We start from the raw sequence: 17836 nt of genomic DNA, 5'->3' as shown, positions 1-17836 counted from the left end.
CCATTGTTCGCTGATGCAGCAACGAATGGTGATTGACATTCTTTGCCTGCGGGTGAGTAATTGCTCATGAGCAAAGCGAATGCTCGCACTCATCTTCTGGGAGGAAGATATGACATTGAGAACTCTCCTGCTGGGCGCCTGCTCAGCACTGGCGTTTGCCGGCATGGCTTCGGCCGAAACGTTGACCATCGCGACCGTGAACAACGGCGACATGATCCGGATGCAGAAGCTGACGGATGACTTCAAAGCAAAGAACCCCGGTATTGAACTCGAGTGGGTAACGCTCGAAGAAAACGTCCTGCGCCAAAAGGTTACGACCGACATCGCAACCAAGGGCGGTCAGTACGACGTTCTGACGATCGGTACCTATGAAGTTCCGATCTGGGCAAAGCAGGGTTGGCTGCTGCCACTCGACAATCTCGGCGCCAACTACGATACCGACGACCTGCTGCCGGCAATCCGCAGCGGCCTGACCACCGACGGCAAGCTCTACGCAGCGCCGTTCTACGGCGAAAGCTCGATGGTCATGTACCGCAAGGACCTGTTCGACGCCGCCGGCCTGAAGATGCCTGACGCGCCGACCTGGGATTTCATCGCGGATGCCGCGAAGAAGATCACCAACAAGGACAAGGAAATCTACGGCATCTGCCTGCGCGGCAAGGCTGGCTGGGGCGAAAACATGGCCTTCCTGACGGCTATGTCGAACTCCTTCGGCGCCCGCTGGTTCGACGAGCAGTGGAAGCCGCAGTTCGATCAGCCGGAGTGGAAGGACACGCTGAACTTCTACGTCAACCTGATGAAGGACGCCGGACCTCCCGGTGCTTCGTCGAACGGCTTCAACGAAAACCTGGCGCTGTTCCAGACCGGCAAGTGCGGCATGTGGATCGACGCGACCGTTGCTGCGTCCTTCGTCAGCAACCCGAAGGAATCGACCGTGGCTGACAAGGTCGGCTTCGCTCTGGCTCCGGACAAGGGCCTTGGCAAGCGCGGCAACTGGCTCTGGGCCTGGAACCTCGCCATCCCGGCAGGCTCGCAGAAGGTCGAAGCGGCCGAGAAGTTCGTCGCCTGGGCAACCAGCAAGGATTACACCAACCTGGTCGCCGAGAAGGAAGGCTGGCTGAATGCACCTCCCGGTACCCGCTCCTCGCTCTATGCGAACGCGGATTACCAGAAGGCGGCGCCTTTCGCGAAGATGACGCTCGACAGCATCAACGCGGCTGACCCGACAAAGCCGACCGTCAAGCCGGTCCCTTATGTCGGCGTCCAGTTTGTCGCCATTCCTGAATTCCAGGGCATCGGCACGGCCGTCGGACAGCAGTTCTCCGCAGCTCTTGCAGGACAGGTTTCTGTCGACCAGGCACTGCAGAGTGCGCAGCAGCTGACGACCCGCGAAATGACCAAGGCTGGTTATATCAAATAGGTAAAACCTCCTGAGAAGGCGGGGGAGTTGAGACCCCGCCCATCTGGGTCGCCGAATGCCCAAATTGCGTCGGCGCCCCTTTTTTCTTAGCTGCCCTGCAGCCGTCTGCCCTTTTGAAGAGGATCGGTCATCGCCATGGCAACGTTACACACCCGCTCCGCAGCGCGAATGATGATCGCACCGTCCGTTGTGCTTCTCTTCCTGTGGATGATCGTCCCGCTCGTGATGACGATCTATTTCTCATTGCTGAATTACAATCTGCTCAGCCCGGGCATGGAAACCTTCGTCGGTTTCCTGAACTACAAATATTTTCTGACCGACCCGGCCTTTATCGCCGCCTTGATCAACACGTTGCTGCTGGTGCTCGGCGTGCTCCTGATCACTGTCGTGGGCGGCATCGCGTTTGCGCTGCTCCTGAACCAGGATATCTACGGGCAGGGGATCGTTCGCATCCTGGTGATCGCACCCTTCTTCGTGATGCCGACGGTTGCGGCTCTGGTGTGGAAGAACATGTTCATGAACCCGGTCAACGGGCTCTTCGCACATCTCGCCAAGGCGCTTGGATTGCAACCCTTTGACTGGCTTGCCAACGCGCCGCTCTTCTCGATCATTCTGATCGTCGCGTGGCAGTGGCTGCCTTTCGCGACGCTGATCATGCTCACCGCCCTTCAGTCACTGGACGAAGAACAGCAGGAAGCTGCCGAAATGGACGGCGCCGGCGCGATCTCGAAATTCTTCTACATCATCCTGCCGCACATGGCCCGCGCCATCACGGTTGTGATTCTGATCCAGACGATCTTCCTGCTCTCCGTCTTTGCCGAAATCCTGGTGACGACGAACGGCGGGCCTGGCACGCAAAGCACCAACCTTACCTTCCTCGTCTATTCGCAGGCATTGCTGCAATTCGATATCGGCGGCGCCTCGGCGGGTGGTATCGTCGCGGTTATCCTTGCCAATATCGTTGCTATCTTCCTCGTGCGCCTTGTTGGCAAGAATCTGGAGGCTTAAGATGGCTAGAAAGGTCTCAACTCGACGCAAAATGGTCATGACGGCGGTCGCCTGGGCGCTCGGCATCCTGATCTTCTTCCCGATCCTCTGGACGTTCCTGACGAGCTTCAAGACGGAAGCGGATGCCATCGCCTCGCCGCCGCAGTTCCTGTTCTTCCACTGGACGACCGAGAGCTACGCGGAAGTGCAGAGCCGCTCGAACTACCTCAGTCACTTCATGAACTCGGTGATCATTTCCTTCGGTTCGACGCTGATCGGACTGATCATCGCGATCCCGGCCGCCTGGGCGATGGCGTTTTCGCCGACCAAGCGGACGAAGGACGTCTTGATGTGGATGCTGTCGACGAAGATGATGCCGCCGGTCGGGGCGCTCATCCCGATCTACCTGATGTTCAGAAATTTTGGCTTGCTCGACAGCCGCAGCGGTCTGGTGATCATTCTCACTTTGATCAACCTGCCGATCATAGTGTGGATGCTCTACACCTACTTCAAGGAAATCCCCGGCGAGATACTTGAGGCGGCCCGCATGGATGGTGCTTCGCTCTTCAAGGAGATCATCTACGTGCTTACGCCGATGGCGGTGCCGGGCATTGCATCGACGCTGCTTCTCAACATCATCCTTGCCTGGAACGAAGCCTTCTGGACTCTGAACCTCACTGCCTCGAAAGCAGCGCCACTGACGGCGTTCATCGCTTCCTATTCCAGCCCCGAAGGCCTGTTTTATGCCAAGCTTTCGGCAGCATCGACCATGGCGATCGCCCCGATCCTGATCCTCGGCTGGTTCTCGCAGAAACAACTCGTCCGCGGCCTGACCTTCGGCGCGGTGAAATAAGACACTACGGAGAGAAACATGGGCAGCATTACCCTTCAAAAAGTCTCGAAGGTCTTCGGCGAAGCCAAGGTCATCCCGTCGATCGACCTCGACATCAAGGACGGCGAGTTCGTCGTCTTCGTCGGGCCTTCGGGCTGTGGCAAGTCCACTCTGCTCAGGCTGATTGCGGGCCTCGAGGACGTGTCGGATGGCAAGATCGTGATCGACGGAAAGGATGCAACCGAGAAAGCCCCGTCAGAGCGCGGCCTTGCGATGGTGTTTCAGTCCTATGCGCTCTATCCGCACATGAGCGTGCGCAACAACATCGCCTTTCCGCTGAAGATGGCCAACGTCGACAAGGCCGAGATTGACAGAAAGGTCGCAGACGCCGCACGCGTCCTCAACCTCACCGACTATCTTGAGCGCAAGCCGCGCCAGCTCTCGGGCGGCCAGCGCCAGCGCGTCGCCATCGGCCGCGCGATTGTACGCCAGCCATCGGCGTTTCTGTTCGACGAACCGCTTTCGAACCTGGATGCCGCCCTTCGCGTCAACATGCGCCTGGAGATCAGCGAACTTCATCAGCAGCTGAAGACCACGATGATCTACGTCACCCACGACCAGGTGGAAGCCATGACCATGGCCGACAAGATCGTCGTGCTGAACCGTGGAAATATCGAACAGGTCGGCTCACCGCTTGAACTCTACCACAAGCCGCGAAACCTCTTCGTCGCGGGCTTTATCGGCTCGCCGAAGATGAACTTCGTCAAAAGCCAGTATGCCGCGCAATTCGGAGCGCACACGATCGGCGTGCGGCCGGAACATGTGCTGTTGTCGACCGAAAGCGGCGACTGGAAGGGCAAGGTCATGGTCGCCGAACATCTCGGCGCGGACACCTTCCTGCACGTGGATGTCGAGGGTATTGGTCATGTCACCGCGCGTGGCGGCGGCGATTTCCCGGCAAAGGCCGGCGATGTCGTCTATCTGACTCCCGACAAGACGCGGATCCACAAATTCAACGAGGGTGGTCTCACCATCTGAGAGCATTGCTGCCGGGTTGGGGACGAGAGCGCACGCCGGACAAAGCGCCCGGCGTACCGATGCCGGGATCTTAGCCGATCCCGAAGACCTTCAAGAGGACTGAAACATGACGTGCAAACTATCGTTGGCAACGCTTTCCGAGGTGGCAAAAACGGCCGCCGTACCGACCTACGAGCGGGCGTCGTTGAAGGCGGGCATCGTGCACTTCGGCGTGGGCAATTTCCACCGCGCCCACCAGGCGATCTATCTGGACGACCTGTTCAATCTGGGTCAGGATCATGACTGGGCGATCATCGGCGCGGGTATTCTCCCTTCCGACGCCGCAATGCGCGAGAAGCTCGCCGCCCAGGATTTCCTGACGACGGTCGTCGAGCAGGACAACAACAAGACTGCTGCGCGCGTTACGGCGCCGATGATCGACATCCTGCCGGTCGGTGACGCCAAGGCGATTATCGCCAAGCTTGCGGATCCAGCGATCCGCATCGTTTCGATGACGATTACCGAGGGCGGCTACTTCATCGACGCCTCGGGCAAATTCAATCCCGGTCATCCGGCGATCGCTGCGGACGGCCAGAATCCTGCCGAGCCGAAGACCGTCTTTGGCCTTGTCGTCGCCGGTCTCAAGGCGCGTAAGGAGAAGGGCATCGTGCCTTTCACCGTCATGTCCTGCGACAACATTCCCCACAACGGCGTCGTCACGTCGAATGCCGTCGTTGGCACGGCGCGTCTCTCCGATCCTGCCTTTGCCGACTGGATCAAGGCGAACGTCGCCTTCCCGAATGCCATGGTGGACCGCATCACGCCGGCAACGGGTCAGCGCGAAATCGACTTGTTGAAGGACGCCTTCGGCATCGAGGACAACTGGCCCGTCTATTGCGAAGAGTTCAAGCAGTGGGTGCTGGAAGACAAGTTTACGGCGGGGCGGCCGGCGCTTGAGAAGGTCGGCGTCACCTTCGTGCCCGATGTAACGCCCTACGAGCACATGAAGATCCGCATTCTGAACGGGGGACATGCGGCGATCGCCTATCCGGCAGCGCTGATGGATATCCATTTCGTGCACGACTCGATGGAGGATCCGTTGATCCGTGCCTTCCTCGCCAAACTTGAGAAGGATGAGATCATCCCGATCGTTCCGCCGGTCCCGGATACCTCGCTGACGGACTATTTCGCGCTGATCGAGCATCGGCTTCTCAATCCGAAGATTGCCGACACCATCCCGCGCCTGGCACAGGACGGATCGAACCGACAGCCGAAATTCATCCTGCCCTCTACGCTCGACAATCTGAACCAGGGGCGGGACGTGGTCGGGCTCGCGCTGGTTTCTGCTCTGTGGTGCCGCTATTTTGCCGGCAAGACGGACAGCGGCAAGGACATCGTCTTCAACGACGCCAGCGCCGATCGGCTGCATGCGGCCGCACTGAAGGCCAAGGACGATCCGATGGCGTTCCTCGTTTTCGACGACACCTTTGGCGAGGTGTCAAAATCCGAGCTGTTCCGAAAGCGCTTTGCCCACGCATTGAAAACCCTGTGGGAAAAGGGCACGCGTGAAACCCTGCAGCTTTATCTTGATAACAAGCTTGCTGTGTAAGGATCACTGGCGGCATTCCTGCCGCCGGCTTCCGCCTTATCCGGCGGATGCATCTTCCTGCACCAACTGCGATTGGGTCTGCCATGGCTGAGGCTGAAACACGGCTCGTCATCTTTGATTGCGACGGCGTGCTCGTCGATAGCGAACCGATATCGGTGAGCGTTCTCGTGAAGGCGATGAACGATCTCGATGTCCCGATTACCGAGGAAGAGGTCTATGGCCGTTTCCTCGGGCGAAGTCTCGCGACTGTCATCGAGACGATGAAGACCGAATACAACGTCCACCCGGGTCAGGAATTTCTTGAGCAAATCCGCACCGATCTCTACGCCCGGTTTCGCAGGGAGCTGAAGCCGATGGCCGGGATCGCCGAGACGATCGACACCCTCGGCATTCCCTGTTGCGTCGCCTCTTCCAGCCAAGTCGAGCGTATCCGCCTGTCGCTGACGGTCACCGGCCTGATCGACCGGCTGCCTGATATCTTCAGCGCAACCATGGTCAAGCATGGCAAGCCCGCGCCCGATCTCTTCCTGCATGCGGCGCACGAAATGAACGTAGAGCCCGCCAATTGCGTGGTCGTGGAGGACAGCCCCGCCGGGATCGAGGCGGCGAAGGCAGCGGGCATGAGGGTGTTTGCCTTCACGGGCGGATCACACGCCAATTTTTCCGGCTATCGCGCTGAACTTGACCGACTTTCTCCCGAAGCCGTGTTTGACGCCATGCCGGATTTAATACACCTTGTCCGCAAACATAAGCAGGACGGGATGCACCTTTAATGCCTCAGCATGTGGTTGCGGTTGATATCGGCACGGGCAGTGCGCGCGCCGGCGTCTTCGACGCTCGCGGCGCATTGCTGGGCAAGGCCGAACACCCGATCATCATGAACAGGCCGCGTGAAAACCACGCCGAGCATGACTCCGAAGACATCTGGTCGGCGGTCTGCATTGCCGTTCGCAAGGCGATGGAGCAATCAGGCGCGGCGCCAGCATCGGTGGGCGCGATCGGTTTCGATGCTACCTGTTCGCTCGTCGTGCGCGATGTCGACGGCAACCAGATCAGTGTTTCCACCGGCGGAGAGCGCCGTTTCGATACGATCGTCTGGCTCGATCACCGGGCGCTGAAGGAAGCCGATTTCTGCACGGCGACGGAACATCCCGTGCTGGAGCACTCCGGGCACTTCATGTCGCCGGAAATGGAAATGCCGAAGCTGATGTGGCTGAAGAAGAAGCTGCCCGGCACCTGGATGAACACCGGCTATCTGTTCGACCTCGCCGATTTCATGACCTGGAAAGCAACTGGCGCGCTCGCCCGCTCGCGCTGCACGCTGACGGCCAAGTGGAATTATCTCGCACATCTCGACAAAGGGTGGCGGAAGGATTTTCTCGAGCGGATTGGGCTCGATGACCTACTGGATCGCGGACGGCTGCCGGAGGAAACGGTGCCGGTCGGCAAGAGTGTCGGGACGCTGACGCAAGAGGTCGCCTCGGCGCTCGGGCTGACGACGGCGTGCCATGTTTCCTCAGGCATGATCGACGCCTATGCCGGGGCGCTGGGTGCGCTTGGCGGCGAGGCGCAGGATGCTCGCAGGCTGGAACGCCAATTGGCGCTGATCGCCGGCACCTCGAGCTGCATCGTTTCGTTCTCGCGCGAGCGCAAACCGAGCCACGGCATGTGGGGGCCGTATTACGAAGCCGTCTTTCCTGAATCCTGGCTTGTCGAGGCGGGGCAATCGGCAACGGGCGCGCTGCTCGATCATATCGTGCGGATGCACGCAGCCGGTGGCGAGCCAACGGCTACGCTGCATCAGAAGATCGTCGAGCGTATTGCGCAGCTTCGCGCCGAGGAGGGCGACGAGTTCGGTGCCCGCATCTTTATACTGCCGGATTTTCACGGCAACCGCTCGCCACTCGCCGATCCGCATGCCGTCGGCAGCATCAGCGGCCTGACGCTCGACACGTCGTTCGACGGACTCTGCGCGCTCTATTGGCGCGCAGCAGTCGCGATCGCGCTCGGGATCCGTCACATCCTCGAGCGGATGAAGGAATATGGCTATGTGCCTGACACCCTGCATGTCGCAGGCGGCCATGTGAAAAATCCGGTGCTGATGGAGCTCTATTCCGATGCAACCGGCTGCAGGGTCGTTGTGCCGAAGATGAACGAGGCGGTGCTCCTCGGTACGGCGATGGCCGCTTCCGTGGCGTGCGGTCTCTATCGAGATCTCGCAGAAGCAGGGGCGGCCATGTACTCCGGTGGCGAAGAGCGATTGCCGGATACAGCCAAGCAGGCATTTTATGACCGGGATTATCGCCGGCTGCTTGCCATGTATCGCCACCGCGCGGAACTGGAAGCGATGGAGTAGGCGCCTAATCCTGGAAGACTCTACCGGTTTCCGCCGTCTCCAAGCATGCTGCCGAATTCAGCCATGCGACGGGTGCGGGCGCCTGCTTCTTCGCCGGCCGCAGTGACAACGTCTTCCGACAGACAGTCGAGGAGGACCATCAGCGGCGGCAGGTTGTCTTCGTCATCGGATCGGGCAGGCGGAAGGGCGAGTACGATATTGGCCTGATCCGGAATCCAGTTGGTGCCTTGTGCTGTAATCAAGATAACCTTGTATCCATAGCGCCGTGCCGTCCGGGCCAGCAGCCGGGCTTTGCCAAAGCGCCGGCTGTCGATCACGATCAGCAAGGCGTCATTGCCATCGAGCCGTGCGAAGAGTTCGGCGAAGCGGCTGCCCGTTCCATCAAGCGCGTGGACGCCGTCGCGCGCATGGGTCAATCGCTGAGCAAAGTGGGACGCGAAGCCGGAAAGATGAGCATGCGAGGCGACAAGAACCTCATGAGCGGATGATATCATCGACACGGCTTCATTCCAGAGGGGCTGGCCCGTCAAATGGTAGATATGGTGCAGCGCCTGGATCTGCTCGGAGACCAGTACCGCGAGCGGCTTGCCGGCGGAAGCGTCGGCCTGCAGCTGGGTGAGCGATGCCTGCATCTGCATTGGCGAAATGGTGGTTGTTTCGCGGATATGGACCTTGACGCTGTCGAGCCCCTGATAGCCGAGCGCGCGTAGAAAGCGGCCCACCGTCATGGGGCTCAGATCCAGCCGATCGGCAACCGACGCGGCTGTTTCGAACGGCAGGTCGTTCAGATGCTCGGAGAAATATTTCGCGATTCGTCGTTCGGCCGGCGTGCCGGACTTGGCATACTGGCGGAGCTTCTGAACAAAATCTTCCACGTTGGCCCGTCCCGATCTTCCCGAAAGCATTTCTCGGATACGCATGGCCAACGCTTGTCGTTTGCAACTATTCCGGAAGCTGCGTTTCAGGATCAAGCAATCATAGTTGATAAATTACTATATAGTAACATAGATTTTCCGACAAGTTTTGGGCTAGTCATCCGAGTTTGTTTCAGCCTTGCCGTTCAAAGTTCGGATTCCTACATGGTTGTTGCAACCGGAGACCTCGGAATGATCTTTCAGGCGGCCCGCCTATCTCTCATCAATCTTTTCGCGCCAGAGACGCGGTCAGTGTTCTGGAAGGTCCTGGGATTGACCCTCCTGTTGCTCGTCGGGCTTTGGCTGGCGCTGCGCAGTGCGTTCATATCGTACGTCTTCCCGTGGATTGCCAGTTTCTTTCCCGCCATGCCGGACTGGGCAGGGTGGCTCGGCTTCGTGTTTGCGATCGCAGCCAGCCTCGGCCTTGCACTTGGCCTGGCGCTTTTGCTGTCACCGGTGACGGCATTGGTTGCCGGCCTGTTTCTCGACGATGTGGCCGAGGTGATTGAAAGACGGGATTATCCCTCGGATCAGTCTGGAACGGCGATGCCGCTCGGTCCGGCGCTCACAAGCTCGATCAAGCTTCTTGGCGTGGTTATCCTCGGCAACATCGTGGCGCTTTTTCTGCTGTTCGTGCCGGGCGTCAACATAATCGCGTTCTTCCTCGTCAACGGCTACCTGCTCGGCCGCGAATTCTTCGAGTTTGCTGCAATGCGGTTTCGTTCGCCGCAGGAGGCACGATCGTTTCGGGCCAAACATGCGGCGACGGTGTTCCTTGCGGGGCTTGTTATTGCGGGCTTCCTTGCCATCCCGATCGTCAATCTGCTGACGCCGCTTTTCGCCGCTGGATTGATGGTGCACCTGCACAAGCTGGTTTCGCGCGGGGACGCGGGCTTTCGCGGGTAGGGCCAAATCGGTAGCGCCGCGATCTGCCGCAGACTTACTCGACGGCCTCTCCAACCACTTGGCGCGGTAGCTCGACCAGCGGCGCCGGCACGTCGCAGCTCTTTTCCGGCGACTTGCAGATATCGGCGATGACGCAGCGCTCGCATTCCGGCTTGCGTGCCTTGCAGGTGTAGCGGCCATGCAGGATCAGCCAGTGGTGGGCATGATAGAGATAGTGCTTCGGTACCACCTTCATCAGCCGCTCCTCGACCTCGTCGGGCGTCTTTCCCGGCGCCAGCTTGATTCGGTTGGCGATGCGGAAAATGTGTGTGTCCACCGCCATCGTCGCCTGATCGAAAGCCATGGAGAGCACGACATTGGCGGTCTTGCGGCCGACACCGGGGAGCATCACCAGCTCGTCACGCGTTTGCGGCACAGCGCCGCCGAATTTCTCGACCAGCATCTGTGAGAGAGCGATGACGTTCTTCGCCTTGTTGCGGTAGAGGCCGATCGTCTTGATGTAGTCGCGCACCCGCTCCTCGCCGAGTGCCAGCATCTTTTCGGGCGTGTCGGCAACCCTGAAGAGTGCGCGTGTCGCCTTGTTGACGCCGGCATCCGTCGCCTGGGCGGAGAGGGCTACAGCGACGACGAGCGTGAACGGGTTCGTGTGTTCCAGTTCGCCTTTCGGCTCCGGCCGCTGGATGGAGAAGCGACGGAATATCTCCTCGCGCTCGGTTTCGGAATAGGCAGAACGGACCGTTGCCGGCTTCTTCTGGCGAACGATCACTTTTGAGTTCTGCGACGATGTGACGGCGGATTTGAGTTTCGGAGTTGGCATGGAAAACCTATACTTGCCAGCCATGATGGAAAGCAACGCCGATAAAGCCGACGAACAACCTGTTTTTGCCGCCGAGCTTTTTCCTTACCGGTCGCTTGGCCGCAAGGGTTTCAAGGTGTTGCTGCTTTTGACCGGCGCAGTGTGCGGCCTGTATGGCATGTTCTTCGTCGTGACGGGCGCCTGGCCGATCGGCTTCTTCTTCGGGCTTGATTTTCTGCTCCTCTACGGCGCCTTCTGGCTGAACTATCGGTCTGGCCGCGCGCGGGAGGAAGTGACCGTGTCGCGTACGGATATTTCCGTCCGCAAGTTCGCGCCCTCCGGTCGGATGATCGAGCATCACTTCAATCCCTTCTGGACGCGCTTCTTCGTTCGCAGACATCAGGAGATAGGCATTCTTTCCATGTATATTTCCGGCGAAGGAAGGGGCACGGATATCGGCTCCTTCCTCAATCCCGATGATCGCGAGAGCTTCGCTAAGGCCTTCAAGGGGGCGCTTGCCACCGTCAAGCAACGGATTTGACCGGCACGCAAGAATCGGGTGGCTTGCGAGAGGTCACTTGACTATCTCCTTGGTACAAGGAGAAAGATCATGAATATGGTAGCCAAGCTGAACAAAGACATCACGCCTGATGGCTCTGATTACGAGACCGTGCGCCAGGTGATCGAACTCATCACCGAGGACTATCGCGATCAGCCGTCGTTGGAGACGATCGCAGCGCGGCTCAATCAGTCGCCGACGCAGTTGCAGAAGACGTTTACGCGGTGGGCCGGCCTGTCTCCGAAGGCTTTCCTGCAGGCAGTCACGCTCGACCACGCGAAGCGGCTTCTACGCGAGGAAGCTATGCCCCTTCTGGAGACCTCGATCGAGGTCGGGCTGTCCGGTCCCAGCCGCCTGCACGATCTCTTCGTCACGCATGAGGCGATGTCGCCCGGCGAATGGAAGGCCAAAGGCGGTGGGTTGACGATCCGCTACGGCTTCCATCCTTCACCCTTTGGGGTTGCGCTTGTGATGGCGACGGACCGTGGCCTCGCGGGGCTTGCTTTCAGCAATTACGGTGACGAGGCCGCGTGTCTCGATGATATGACATGCCGCTGGCCGAATGCGACCTATGTCGAGGATATCGAAGCGACGGCACCTTACGCAACGCGGATCTTCGAGCCGGGCCGCTGGACATCGGACCAGCCGCTGCGTGTCGTGCTGATCGGCACCGATTTCCAGGTGCAGGTGTGGGAAAGCCTGCTGAAGATCCCCTTCGGCAAGGCTGTCACCTACAGCGACATCGCCCACGATATCGGCCGACCGACAGCGATGCGCGCGGTTGGTGCGGCGGTCGGCGCCAATCCGATTTCCTTCGTGGTTCCCTGCCATCGCGCGCTCGGCAAAAGCGGGGCGTTGACGGGGTACCATTGGGGCCTGACGCGCAAGCGGGCCATGCTCGGCTGGGAGGCGGCGCACGCCTGATCGCGGCGACGCATCGATCCAACCTGTGGATACGCTTCCTCCCTCGGGAGTCCTGCCATCAAAAACTCAGGAATCACCTGCTTGATTCCATGGCTGGGACTCGAGGAGGCGGAAATGAACCCTGGAGAAAAGCCATGCAAGGTCGTCGGCATTGCCGTTGGCCTGCTTGCGATGTCGCTGGTTCCGGCCTGGGCGGGCTGCAAATCGGCGATGAGTAGCCCGGAATGGCCGGAGGTGGCGCGCGCGATATCGACCGCGCAGTTATGCGAACAGCTTCCCGTGGGACCCAATCGAACCAGCAGCTTCAAGGTTGTGTCTGCAGATGTCTGTTCTACGGGGGACAGTCTCGCATCCATCAGGGCGACGGCGCTATTGACCTGCGAAACTGGCGACAATTCGCTCTTCCAGATGGCGCCGGTGGAAGGCAAGGTTGTTGCCACCGTCGCCCTTGATGTGGGTGCATGCAGGATCACGGACACCCATCTAGAAATCGATGGCGAGATCGGAAGTCTTTTATCGGCACTGCCGGATACCCAGGATTTCGGGCGCAACTGGGCGCAATCGCAACTGTCGCATCTGTGCCAGCTGCGATAGCGGATGCTGGCTAAACGCCGCTAAGCCGCCTCTGCCAGGCCCAGCAGAGCCTTGGCGGCACCCTCGTCCGTGATCAGCGTGTTACAGCCGATCCGCTTGATGGTGGCACGGATTGCGACCGCGCGATGCGCGCCGCCGGATGACAGCACGATGTGCTTGGCCCTCTTCAATGTGTCGAGATCCACGGACATGACGCGGCTGTTGATCGAGTGATCGATCGTGTTGCCGTCCTTGTCGAGGAAGTTGAACATCGTGTCGCAGACGCAGCCGGCGTCGATCAGCTGCTGCAGCTCGGCCTTCGAGATCCACCCTTCCGACAGGGAGGTAGAGTGCGGGCCGATGTCGCCACAGCTGACGATCGCGAGATCCAGCGTTTCCGCCAGCCGATAGATCGTGTCCAGGCCACATTTCTCGATGAGGTTCCGCTTCGTTTCCGTCGAATCCACCAGAAGCGGGGCAAGGAACATATAGCATTCGGCGCCGAGCTGGCTCGCGAGGCGCCAGGTGTAGTCGATCGGGTTCGTCTGGTGGACGGCGACGACACCTCCGAGGAGGGAGACGACCTTGCAATTGTCGCGGCGGGGCGGCCGGAAGCTTGAGAGCGAAGCCGTCATGGTTCGGCCCCAGCCGACGCCGATTGTGTAGTCGTCTGGAATGGCCTCGGAGAGGAACTGTCCCAACGCAAGGCCAACGCTTTTTGCCAACGAGTTGGCGTCAGGCTGCGCCGGCGCCGGCACGACGATCGCTTCGTCGAGGCCATAGGCGCGCTCGAGTTTTACCGAAAGTTCGACGCAATCGCCGATCGAGTCGTTGATCCAAATCTGCACTTCGCTGCGCTTCATCGCCTCGTCGAGCAGGCGGATCACGGTCGTGCGGCTGATGCCGAGCTGTTCGGCGACATCCTTCTGCGTCAGTCCCTGATTGTAATAGAGCCAAGCCGCACGCAACCTAAGGGAGGATGCTTCGGAATAAGCCGTATGCGTGCCACGTTTGAGCTTGACCACATCTCCTCCGGAGCGAATTGCGCCCTAGATCTATCATCAAGCCAGGACAGGTTCGTTGTTCCGCCGATAATGACGGGTGTGACACTTATGTCAATTGAAATGCACAAATGTCCTTGACATATCTGGCGGGGAATAGTGATAGTCGCCGCCAAGAAGTCGCATCCGTGCGACCGAGGAGGTAATGTGCAGGTAAGCGGGACGTCCCATCGGCACTTGGCGGCCGAGGCGTGACGCCGTTTCGCGGGGATGACGCGACCGCTGCTTACACAGGCGGCTCGCAGACTGCCCATTCGTAGATTATTTGCCGGGCGAAGTTCGCATCGGCGCGCAGCTCAAGTCAAAAGGACCAGTAACCATGACATCCAAGCTTGACCACCTCCGCGAGATTACCACGGTCGTTGCCGATACCGGTGACATCGAGGCTGTTGCCCGTCTGAAGCCCGTCGATTGCACGACGAACCCAAGCATCGTGCTGAAGGCACTCGGTACGCCGATGTTCGCAGATACCGTCAAGGAAGCTGTTGCCTGGGGCAAGAAGCAGGGCGGCAATCCGGAGGCCGTTTCCGCCGCCGTTGCCGATCGCCTGGCGATCTCCGTCGGTGCTGCGCTCGTGAAGCTCGTTCCGGGCCGCGTGTCAACCGAAGTCGATGCGGACCTTTCCTTCGATACCGAAGCGTCGCTTGCCAAGGCCCGTTCGATCATCGCTGCCTACAAGGAACGCGGCATCGAGCGTGACCGCATCCTCATCAAGCTGGCTTCGACCTGGGAGGGCATTCGCGCCGCCGAAATCCTGCAGAAGGAAGGCATCGACTGCAACCTGACGCTCCTGTTCTCCAAGGCCCAGGCGGTTGCCTGCGCGGACGCCAAGGTGTTCCTGATTTCGCCGTTCGTTGGCCGCATCCTCGACTGGTACAAGAAGTCGACTGGCAAGGAATTCACGCCTGAGGAAGATCCGGGCGTCATCTCCGTCCGCGACATCTACAACTACTACAAGGCCAACGACATCAAGACGATCGTCATGGGTGCCTCGTTCCGCAGCGCCGGCGAAATCGAAGCCTTGGCCGGTTGCGATCGCCTGACGATTGCGCCGAACCTGCTCGACGAACTCTCCAACGATCAGGGCAAGCTCGAGCGCAAGCTGTCGCCTGATGTGACGAAGCCTGCCCCGAAGATCACCGTCGACGAAAAGATCTTCCGCTGGATGATGAACGAAGACGCGATGGCGACCGAAAAGCTCGCCGAAGGCATCCGTGCCTTCGCCAAGGACCTCGGTACGCTTCGCAGCAACGTTCAGAAAGAACTGCAGCTCGCAGCTGCTTAAGGCTTACGAGCGCTCCAACCAAGAAGGGCGGTGCCATCGGTGCCGCCCTTTTTCGTGTCATATCGACCAGATGCGCTTGGCGTTGGCCTGATAGAGCTTGTCGCGCTCTTCCGGGCTGCAGCCCGAGGTCAGCGCATGGGTGGCAGCGACCCAGGGTGCCAGCCCGCCGCCGAGCGTGCAAACGGGCCAGTCGCTGCCCCAGACGACGCGATCCCAACCGAAGCTGCCGATCGTATGTTCGACATACGGGCGGAGGCTCTCGACCGACCAGTTTTCGAGATCCCCATAGGCGATGACGCCTGAAATCTTTGCCGTCACGTTCGAGCGGCGGGAGAATTCCGTGATGCCCTTGCGCCAGACGTCGCTCATCCCATCCTTGATCGGCGGGTTGGCGCAATGGTCGAGAATGAAGCGAACATCCGGGCAGTGATCGACCAGCGCGAGGATGGTCTCGAATTGATGCGGGAAGACACAGAGATCGAACGTCATGCGGGTGCCGGAGAGGCGCTTGATGTTCTCGCGAAACAGCGGTCGGGCGGCTGTGTCGTCGGGGGCCACGTGGAGGACGCGGCGGAAGCCTTTGACGAAGGGATCGGCAGCCGATCGCTCCAGATAGGCCGCGAAACGATCCTCCTCCGGCCGGCAGGCGGCGATGACGCCACGCACAAGACTGCCCTGGCGGCGGCTGACTTCCCTGACGTAATTCGTCTCGTCGTCGATGCGCGCCGGTGCAACGTCCACTTCCATGTGCAGCACATTGGAGATGCCGCAGCGTAGCGCATCGCGCGCATAGTCTTCATAGAGATTGTCACGATTAAGATCACCCGCGCCGGAGAGCCAGGGATAGTCGAGCGCCTGCCGGTCGACGATGTGCAGGTGTGTGTCGAAGAGCATGCGGTTCCTCCCATTCATGCCATGCTGTTTGCCGCAAGCTGCGGCGGCGGCGCCGACTGGCTTTTCAGCCACCAGATTTTTCATGCCCGGCCACACAAGATCAACTAGGCTTCCGGCGCAAACCTCGCTCCATCAGGTTGACGCCAATCTGAATATATTGTTTGCATATGAATGAATGCGCCGCAAGCGCCGGAATTTGGGAGGATGTATGAGCCACGGTCTGGAAGGCAAGAAAGTCGTCATCACGGCGGCAGGTCAGGGTATCGGTCGAGCAAGCGCTGAGCGCTTCATTTCACTCGGCGCGCATGTCTATGCGACCGATATCAACGAAAACACGCTTTCCACCCTGGAAGGCGCCGAGAAGCATGTCCTCAATGCGCTCGATGGCGACGCAGTCCGTGCCTTCGCAGCCACGATCGGCCCGATCGACGTTCTCTTCAATTGCGCAGGCTACGTTCATGCAGGCTCGATCCTCGAATGCGAGGAGAAGGACTGGGACTTTTCCTTTAACCTGAATGCCAAGGCGATGTATACGACCTGCCGTACCTTCCTTCCCGGGATGCTGGAGAAGGGGAAGGGGTCGATCGTCAACATGGCTTCGGTCGCCTCCAGTGTGAAGGGCGTTCCCAATCGCTTTGCCTACAGTGCATCGAAGGCAGCCGTGATTGGCCTCACCAAGTCGATTGCCGCCGACTTTGTTGCCAAGGGTATCCGCGCCAATGCGATCTGCCCCGGTACCGTGGACAGCCCGTCGCTGCACGAGCGCTTGCGTGCGACCGGCGACTACGAAAAGGCACTGAAGGATTTCATCGCCCGCCAGCCGATGGGTCGCATCGCCACACCCGAGGAGATCGCCGCTCTGGTGACCTATCTTGCCGGTGACGAGGCAGGCTTCACGACGGGCCAGATCCATGTCGTCGATGGCGGCTGGACCGGCTAAAGCCATATTGCTCCTGCCGCCATCAAACTGATATCAAAGGCAATCTTGCAGCGGTAGGATTGTGACGGCGGCAGACGCTGGGCGCCGGGAAAGTCAGGTCATGGAGCAACTACGCAGACACATGGTGTTCGTCGTCGCCGTGACCGCTGGACTCGTGACTTTCCTGCTGCTCACCAGCCGCGAGGTCAATCCGCAGAACCTGATTTTTGGCTGGAACGCCGGCGCCATCGTCTTTACGGCGCTCACCTGGCGCCGAATGCTGCGCGCGACCGTCGCTAGCATCCGCGAGAGAGCTGAGGATCTCGACCTTTCAGACGTCTTCCTGATGGCGCTGTCTATTTTGGCGGCGCTCGCCAGCATTGCCGGTATCGCGCTGGAACTTCATGCAGCCAAGGGGGCTGACGCAAGCGAGGCGCTCGCACGATCGCTTGGTGCAATCGCCACGATCCTGATCTCCTGGGCATTCCTGCACACCTTGTTCACGGTGCACTACGCACATCGCTTCTATGGCGGAGAGGCCAAGGGGGAAGGGCTGAAGTTTCCGGAAGGCAATGACGAGCCTATTTATTGGGACTTCCTCTACTACTCCTTCACGATCGGCGTTGCCTCACAGACGGCCGACGTTGCGACGACATCGGTCACCATGCGCAAGCTGACGCTCCTGCATTCCATCCTCTCATTCCTGTTCAATACGACGATCCTGGCCCTTGCCATCAATGTCGGAGCAAGTCTGCTCTAACGCCTTTGGCTGCGTGGAGGGACA

General features: G+C 59.9%; 18 protein-coding genes. 14 read left to right on the top strand and 4 right to left on the bottom strand.

Going from position 1 to position 17836, the window contains the following annotated elements:
- Window positions 1-109 precede the first annotated feature (109 nt).
- From IB248_RS18440 to IB248_RS18410, 7 genes are all read left to right on the top strand, one after another.
- On the top strand, window positions 110-1420 hold the full coding sequence (locus IB248_RS18440) for a sugar ABC transporter substrate-binding protein (RefSeq protein ID WP_026371702.1): 1311 nt from the start codon (window positions 110-112) through the stop codon (window positions 1418-1420).
- 135 nt (window positions 1421-1555) lie between these two features.
- The gene (locus tag IB248_RS18435) at window positions 1556-2428 is read left to right on the top strand and encodes a sugar ABC transporter permease (protein WP_025658847.1); all 873 of its coding nucleotides are present in this window, start codon (window positions 1556-1558) and stop codon (window positions 2426-2428) included.
- A 1-nt stretch (window position 2429) separates the two neighbouring features.
- A complete protein-coding gene (locus IB248_RS18430) occupies window positions 2430-3260 on the top strand; it encodes a carbohydrate ABC transporter permease (protein ID WP_026371704.1) in 831 nt (276 codons plus the stop codon).
- An 18-nt stretch (window positions 3261-3278) separates the two neighbouring features.
- A complete protein-coding gene (locus tag IB248_RS18425) occupies window positions 3279-4277 on the top strand; it encodes an ABC transporter ATP-binding protein (protein ID WP_018856481.1) in 999 nt (332 codons plus the stop codon).
- Between the two features lie 106 nt (window positions 4278-4383).
- The gene (locus IB248_RS18420) at window positions 4384-5865 is read left to right on the top strand and encodes a mannitol dehydrogenase family protein (RefSeq protein WP_192241485.1); all 1482 of its coding nucleotides are present in this window, start codon (window positions 4384-4386) and stop codon (window positions 5863-5865) included.
- Window positions 5866-5948: 83 nt separating this feature from the next.
- Window positions 5949-6638: an HAD family hydrolase gene (locus tag IB248_RS18415; protein WP_018856483.1), complete on the top strand. Its 690-nt coding sequence runs from the start codon at window positions 5949-5951 to the stop codon at window positions 6636-6638.
- Window positions 6638-8221: an FGGY-family carbohydrate kinase gene (locus IB248_RS18410; RefSeq protein WP_192241484.1), complete on the top strand. Its 1584-nt coding sequence runs from the start codon at window positions 6638-6640 to the stop codon at window positions 8219-8221. The genes IB248_RS18415 and IB248_RS18410 overlap by 1 nt, the downstream gene beginning before the upstream one ends.
- A 20-nt stretch (window positions 8222-8241) precedes the next feature.
- Here the strand turns inward: IB248_RS18410 and IB248_RS18405 are convergent, their stop codons facing one another.
- Entirely contained in the window at window positions 8242-9096 is an 855-nt protein-coding gene (locus IB248_RS18405; RefSeq protein ID WP_025658852.1) for a MurR/RpiR family transcriptional regulator, read from the bottom strand.
- Window positions 9097-9327: 231 nt separating this feature from the next.
- Here IB248_RS18405 and IB248_RS18400 point away from each other — a divergent pair, with 231 nt between their 5' ends.
- Complete coding sequence (locus IB248_RS18400; protein WP_192241499.1) at window positions 9328-10041, top strand: sulfate transporter family protein; 714 nt, start codon at window positions 9328-9330, stop codon at window positions 10039-10041.
- A 34-nt stretch (window positions 10042-10075) separates the two neighbouring features.
- Here the strand turns inward: IB248_RS18400 and nth are convergent, their stop codons facing one another.
- A complete protein-coding gene (gene nth, locus IB248_RS18395; RefSeq protein WP_018856487.1) occupies window positions 10076-10858 on the bottom strand; it encodes an endonuclease III in 783 nt (260 codons plus the stop codon).
- A 22-nt stretch (window positions 10859-10880) separates the two neighbouring features.
- Between nth and IB248_RS18390 the strand changes: the two genes are divergently transcribed.
- The 3 genes from IB248_RS18390 (at window position 10881) to IB248_RS18380 (ending at window position 12914) form a co-directional block, all read left to right on the top strand.
- Window positions 10881-11378 (top strand): DUF2244 domain-containing protein, encoded by a 498-nt coding sequence (locus IB248_RS18390; RefSeq protein WP_112646056.1) that lies wholly within the window; start codon window positions 10881-10883, stop codon window positions 11376-11378.
- A 69-nt stretch (window positions 11379-11447) separates the two neighbouring features.
- Window positions 11448-12320 (top strand): bifunctional helix-turn-helix domain-containing protein/methylated-DNA--[protein]-cysteine S-methyltransferase, encoded by an 873-nt coding sequence (locus IB248_RS18385; RefSeq protein WP_062374322.1) that lies wholly within the window; start codon window positions 11448-11450, stop codon window positions 12318-12320.
- Between the two features lie 114 nt (window positions 12321-12434).
- Window positions 12435-12914 (top strand): hypothetical protein, encoded by a 480-nt coding sequence (locus IB248_RS18380; RefSeq protein WP_062374324.1) that lies wholly within the window; start codon window positions 12435-12437, stop codon window positions 12912-12914.
- A gap of 20 nt (window positions 12915-12934) precedes the next feature.
- Here the strand turns inward: IB248_RS18380 and IB248_RS18375 are convergent, their stop codons facing one another.
- A complete protein-coding gene (locus IB248_RS18375; RefSeq protein WP_025658858.1) occupies window positions 12935-13918 on the bottom strand; it encodes a sugar-binding transcriptional regulator in 984 nt (327 codons plus the stop codon).
- A 355-nt stretch (window positions 13919-14273) separates the two neighbouring features.
- Between IB248_RS18375 and tal the strand changes: the two genes are divergently transcribed.
- Window positions 14274-15239 carry a transaldolase gene (gene tal, locus IB248_RS18370; protein ID WP_018856492.1) on the top strand — a complete coding sequence of 322 codons (966 nt, stop codon included), beginning with the start codon at window positions 14274-14276 and terminating at the stop codon, window positions 15237-15239.
- Between the two features lie 57 nt (window positions 15240-15296).
- Here tal and IB248_RS18365 read toward each other — a convergent pair whose 3' ends face one another.
- Window positions 15297-16133 carry an amidohydrolase gene (locus IB248_RS18365; protein ID WP_192241482.1) on the bottom strand — a complete coding sequence of 279 codons (837 nt, stop codon included), beginning with the start codon at window positions 16131-16133 and terminating at the stop codon, window positions 15297-15299.
- A 208-nt stretch (window positions 16134-16341) separates the two neighbouring features.
- Here IB248_RS18365 and IB248_RS18360 point away from each other — a divergent pair, with 208 nt between their 5' ends.
- A complete protein-coding gene (locus IB248_RS18360) occupies window positions 16342-17073 on the top strand; it encodes an SDR family oxidoreductase (RefSeq protein ID WP_192241481.1) in 732 nt (243 codons plus the stop codon).
- A gap of 100 nt (window positions 17074-17173) precedes the next feature.
- Window positions 17174-17812, top strand: coding sequence for a DUF1345 domain-containing protein (locus IB248_RS18355; protein WP_192241480.1), 639 nt, complete (start codon window positions 17174-17176; stop codon window positions 17810-17812).
- The last annotated feature ends 24 nt before the right edge of the window (window positions 17813-17836 follow it).

The organism is Rhizobium sp. RHZ01 (genome assembly GCF_014851595.1).
Taxonomy (GTDB): domain Bacteria; phylum Pseudomonadota; class Alphaproteobacteria; order Rhizobiales; family Rhizobiaceae; genus Rhizobium; species Rhizobium altiplani.
Note: the sequence above shows the minus strand (reverse complement) of the source record. Positions and strands in the feature narration are given on the sequence as shown.

Excerpts from the sequence above, each read along its gene's own strand:
- IB248_RS18400 (WP_192241499.1), top strand. The coding sequence starts at position 9,328 with ATGATCTTTCAGGCGGCCCGCCTATCTCTCATCAATCTTTTCGCGCCA.
- IB248_RS18390 (WP_112646056.1), top strand. The coding sequence starts at position 10,881 with ATGATGGAAAGCAACGCCGATAAAGCCGACGAACAACCTGTTTTTGCC.
- IB248_RS18425 (WP_018856481.1), top strand. The coding sequence starts at position 3,279 with ATGGGCAGCATTACCCTTCAAAAAGTCTCGAAGGTCTTCGGCGAAGCC.
- IB248_RS18430 (WP_026371704.1), top strand. The coding sequence starts at position 2,430 with ATGGCTAGAAAGGTCTCAACTCGACGCAAAATGGTCATGACGGCGGTC.
- IB248_RS18360 (WP_192241481.1), top strand. The coding sequence starts at position 16,342 with ATGAGCCACGGTCTGGAAGGCAAGAAAGTCGTCATCACGGCGGCAGGT.
- IB248_RS18385 (WP_062374322.1), top strand. The coding sequence starts at position 11,448 with ATGAATATGGTAGCCAAGCTGAACAAAGACATCACGCCTGATGGCTCT.
- IB248_RS18355 (WP_192241480.1), top strand. The coding sequence starts at position 17,174 with ATGGAGCAACTACGCAGACACATGGTGTTCGTCGTCGCCGTGACCGCT.
- IB248_RS18365 (WP_192241482.1), bottom strand. The coding sequence starts at position 16,133 with ATGCTCTTCGACACACACCTGCACATCGTCGACCGGCAGGCGCTCGAC.
- IB248_RS18410 (WP_192241484.1), top strand. The coding sequence starts at position 6,638 with ATGCCTCAGCATGTGGTTGCGGTTGATATCGGCACGGGCAGTGCGCGC.
- nth (WP_018856487.1), bottom strand. The coding sequence starts at position 10,858 with ATGCCAACTCCGAAACTCAAATCCGCCGTCACATCGTCGCAGAACTCA.
- tal (WP_018856492.1), top strand. The coding sequence starts at position 14,274 with ATGACATCCAAGCTTGACCACCTCCGCGAGATTACCACGGTCGTTGCC.
- IB248_RS18415 (WP_018856483.1), top strand. The coding sequence starts at position 5,949 with ATGGCTGAGGCTGAAACACGGCTCGTCATCTTTGATTGCGACGGCGTG.
- IB248_RS18420 (WP_192241485.1), top strand. The coding sequence starts at position 4,384 with ATGACGTGCAAACTATCGTTGGCAACGCTTTCCGAGGTGGCAAAAACG.
- IB248_RS18435 (WP_025658847.1), top strand. The coding sequence starts at position 1,556 with ATGGCAACGTTACACACCCGCTCCGCAGCGCGAATGATGATCGCACCG.
- IB248_RS18380 (WP_062374324.1), top strand. The coding sequence starts at position 12,435 with ATGAACCCTGGAGAAAAGCCATGCAAGGTCGTCGGCATTGCCGTTGGC.
- IB248_RS18440 (WP_026371702.1), top strand. The coding sequence starts at position 110 with ATGACATTGAGAACTCTCCTGCTGGGCGCCTGCTCAGCACTGGCGTTT.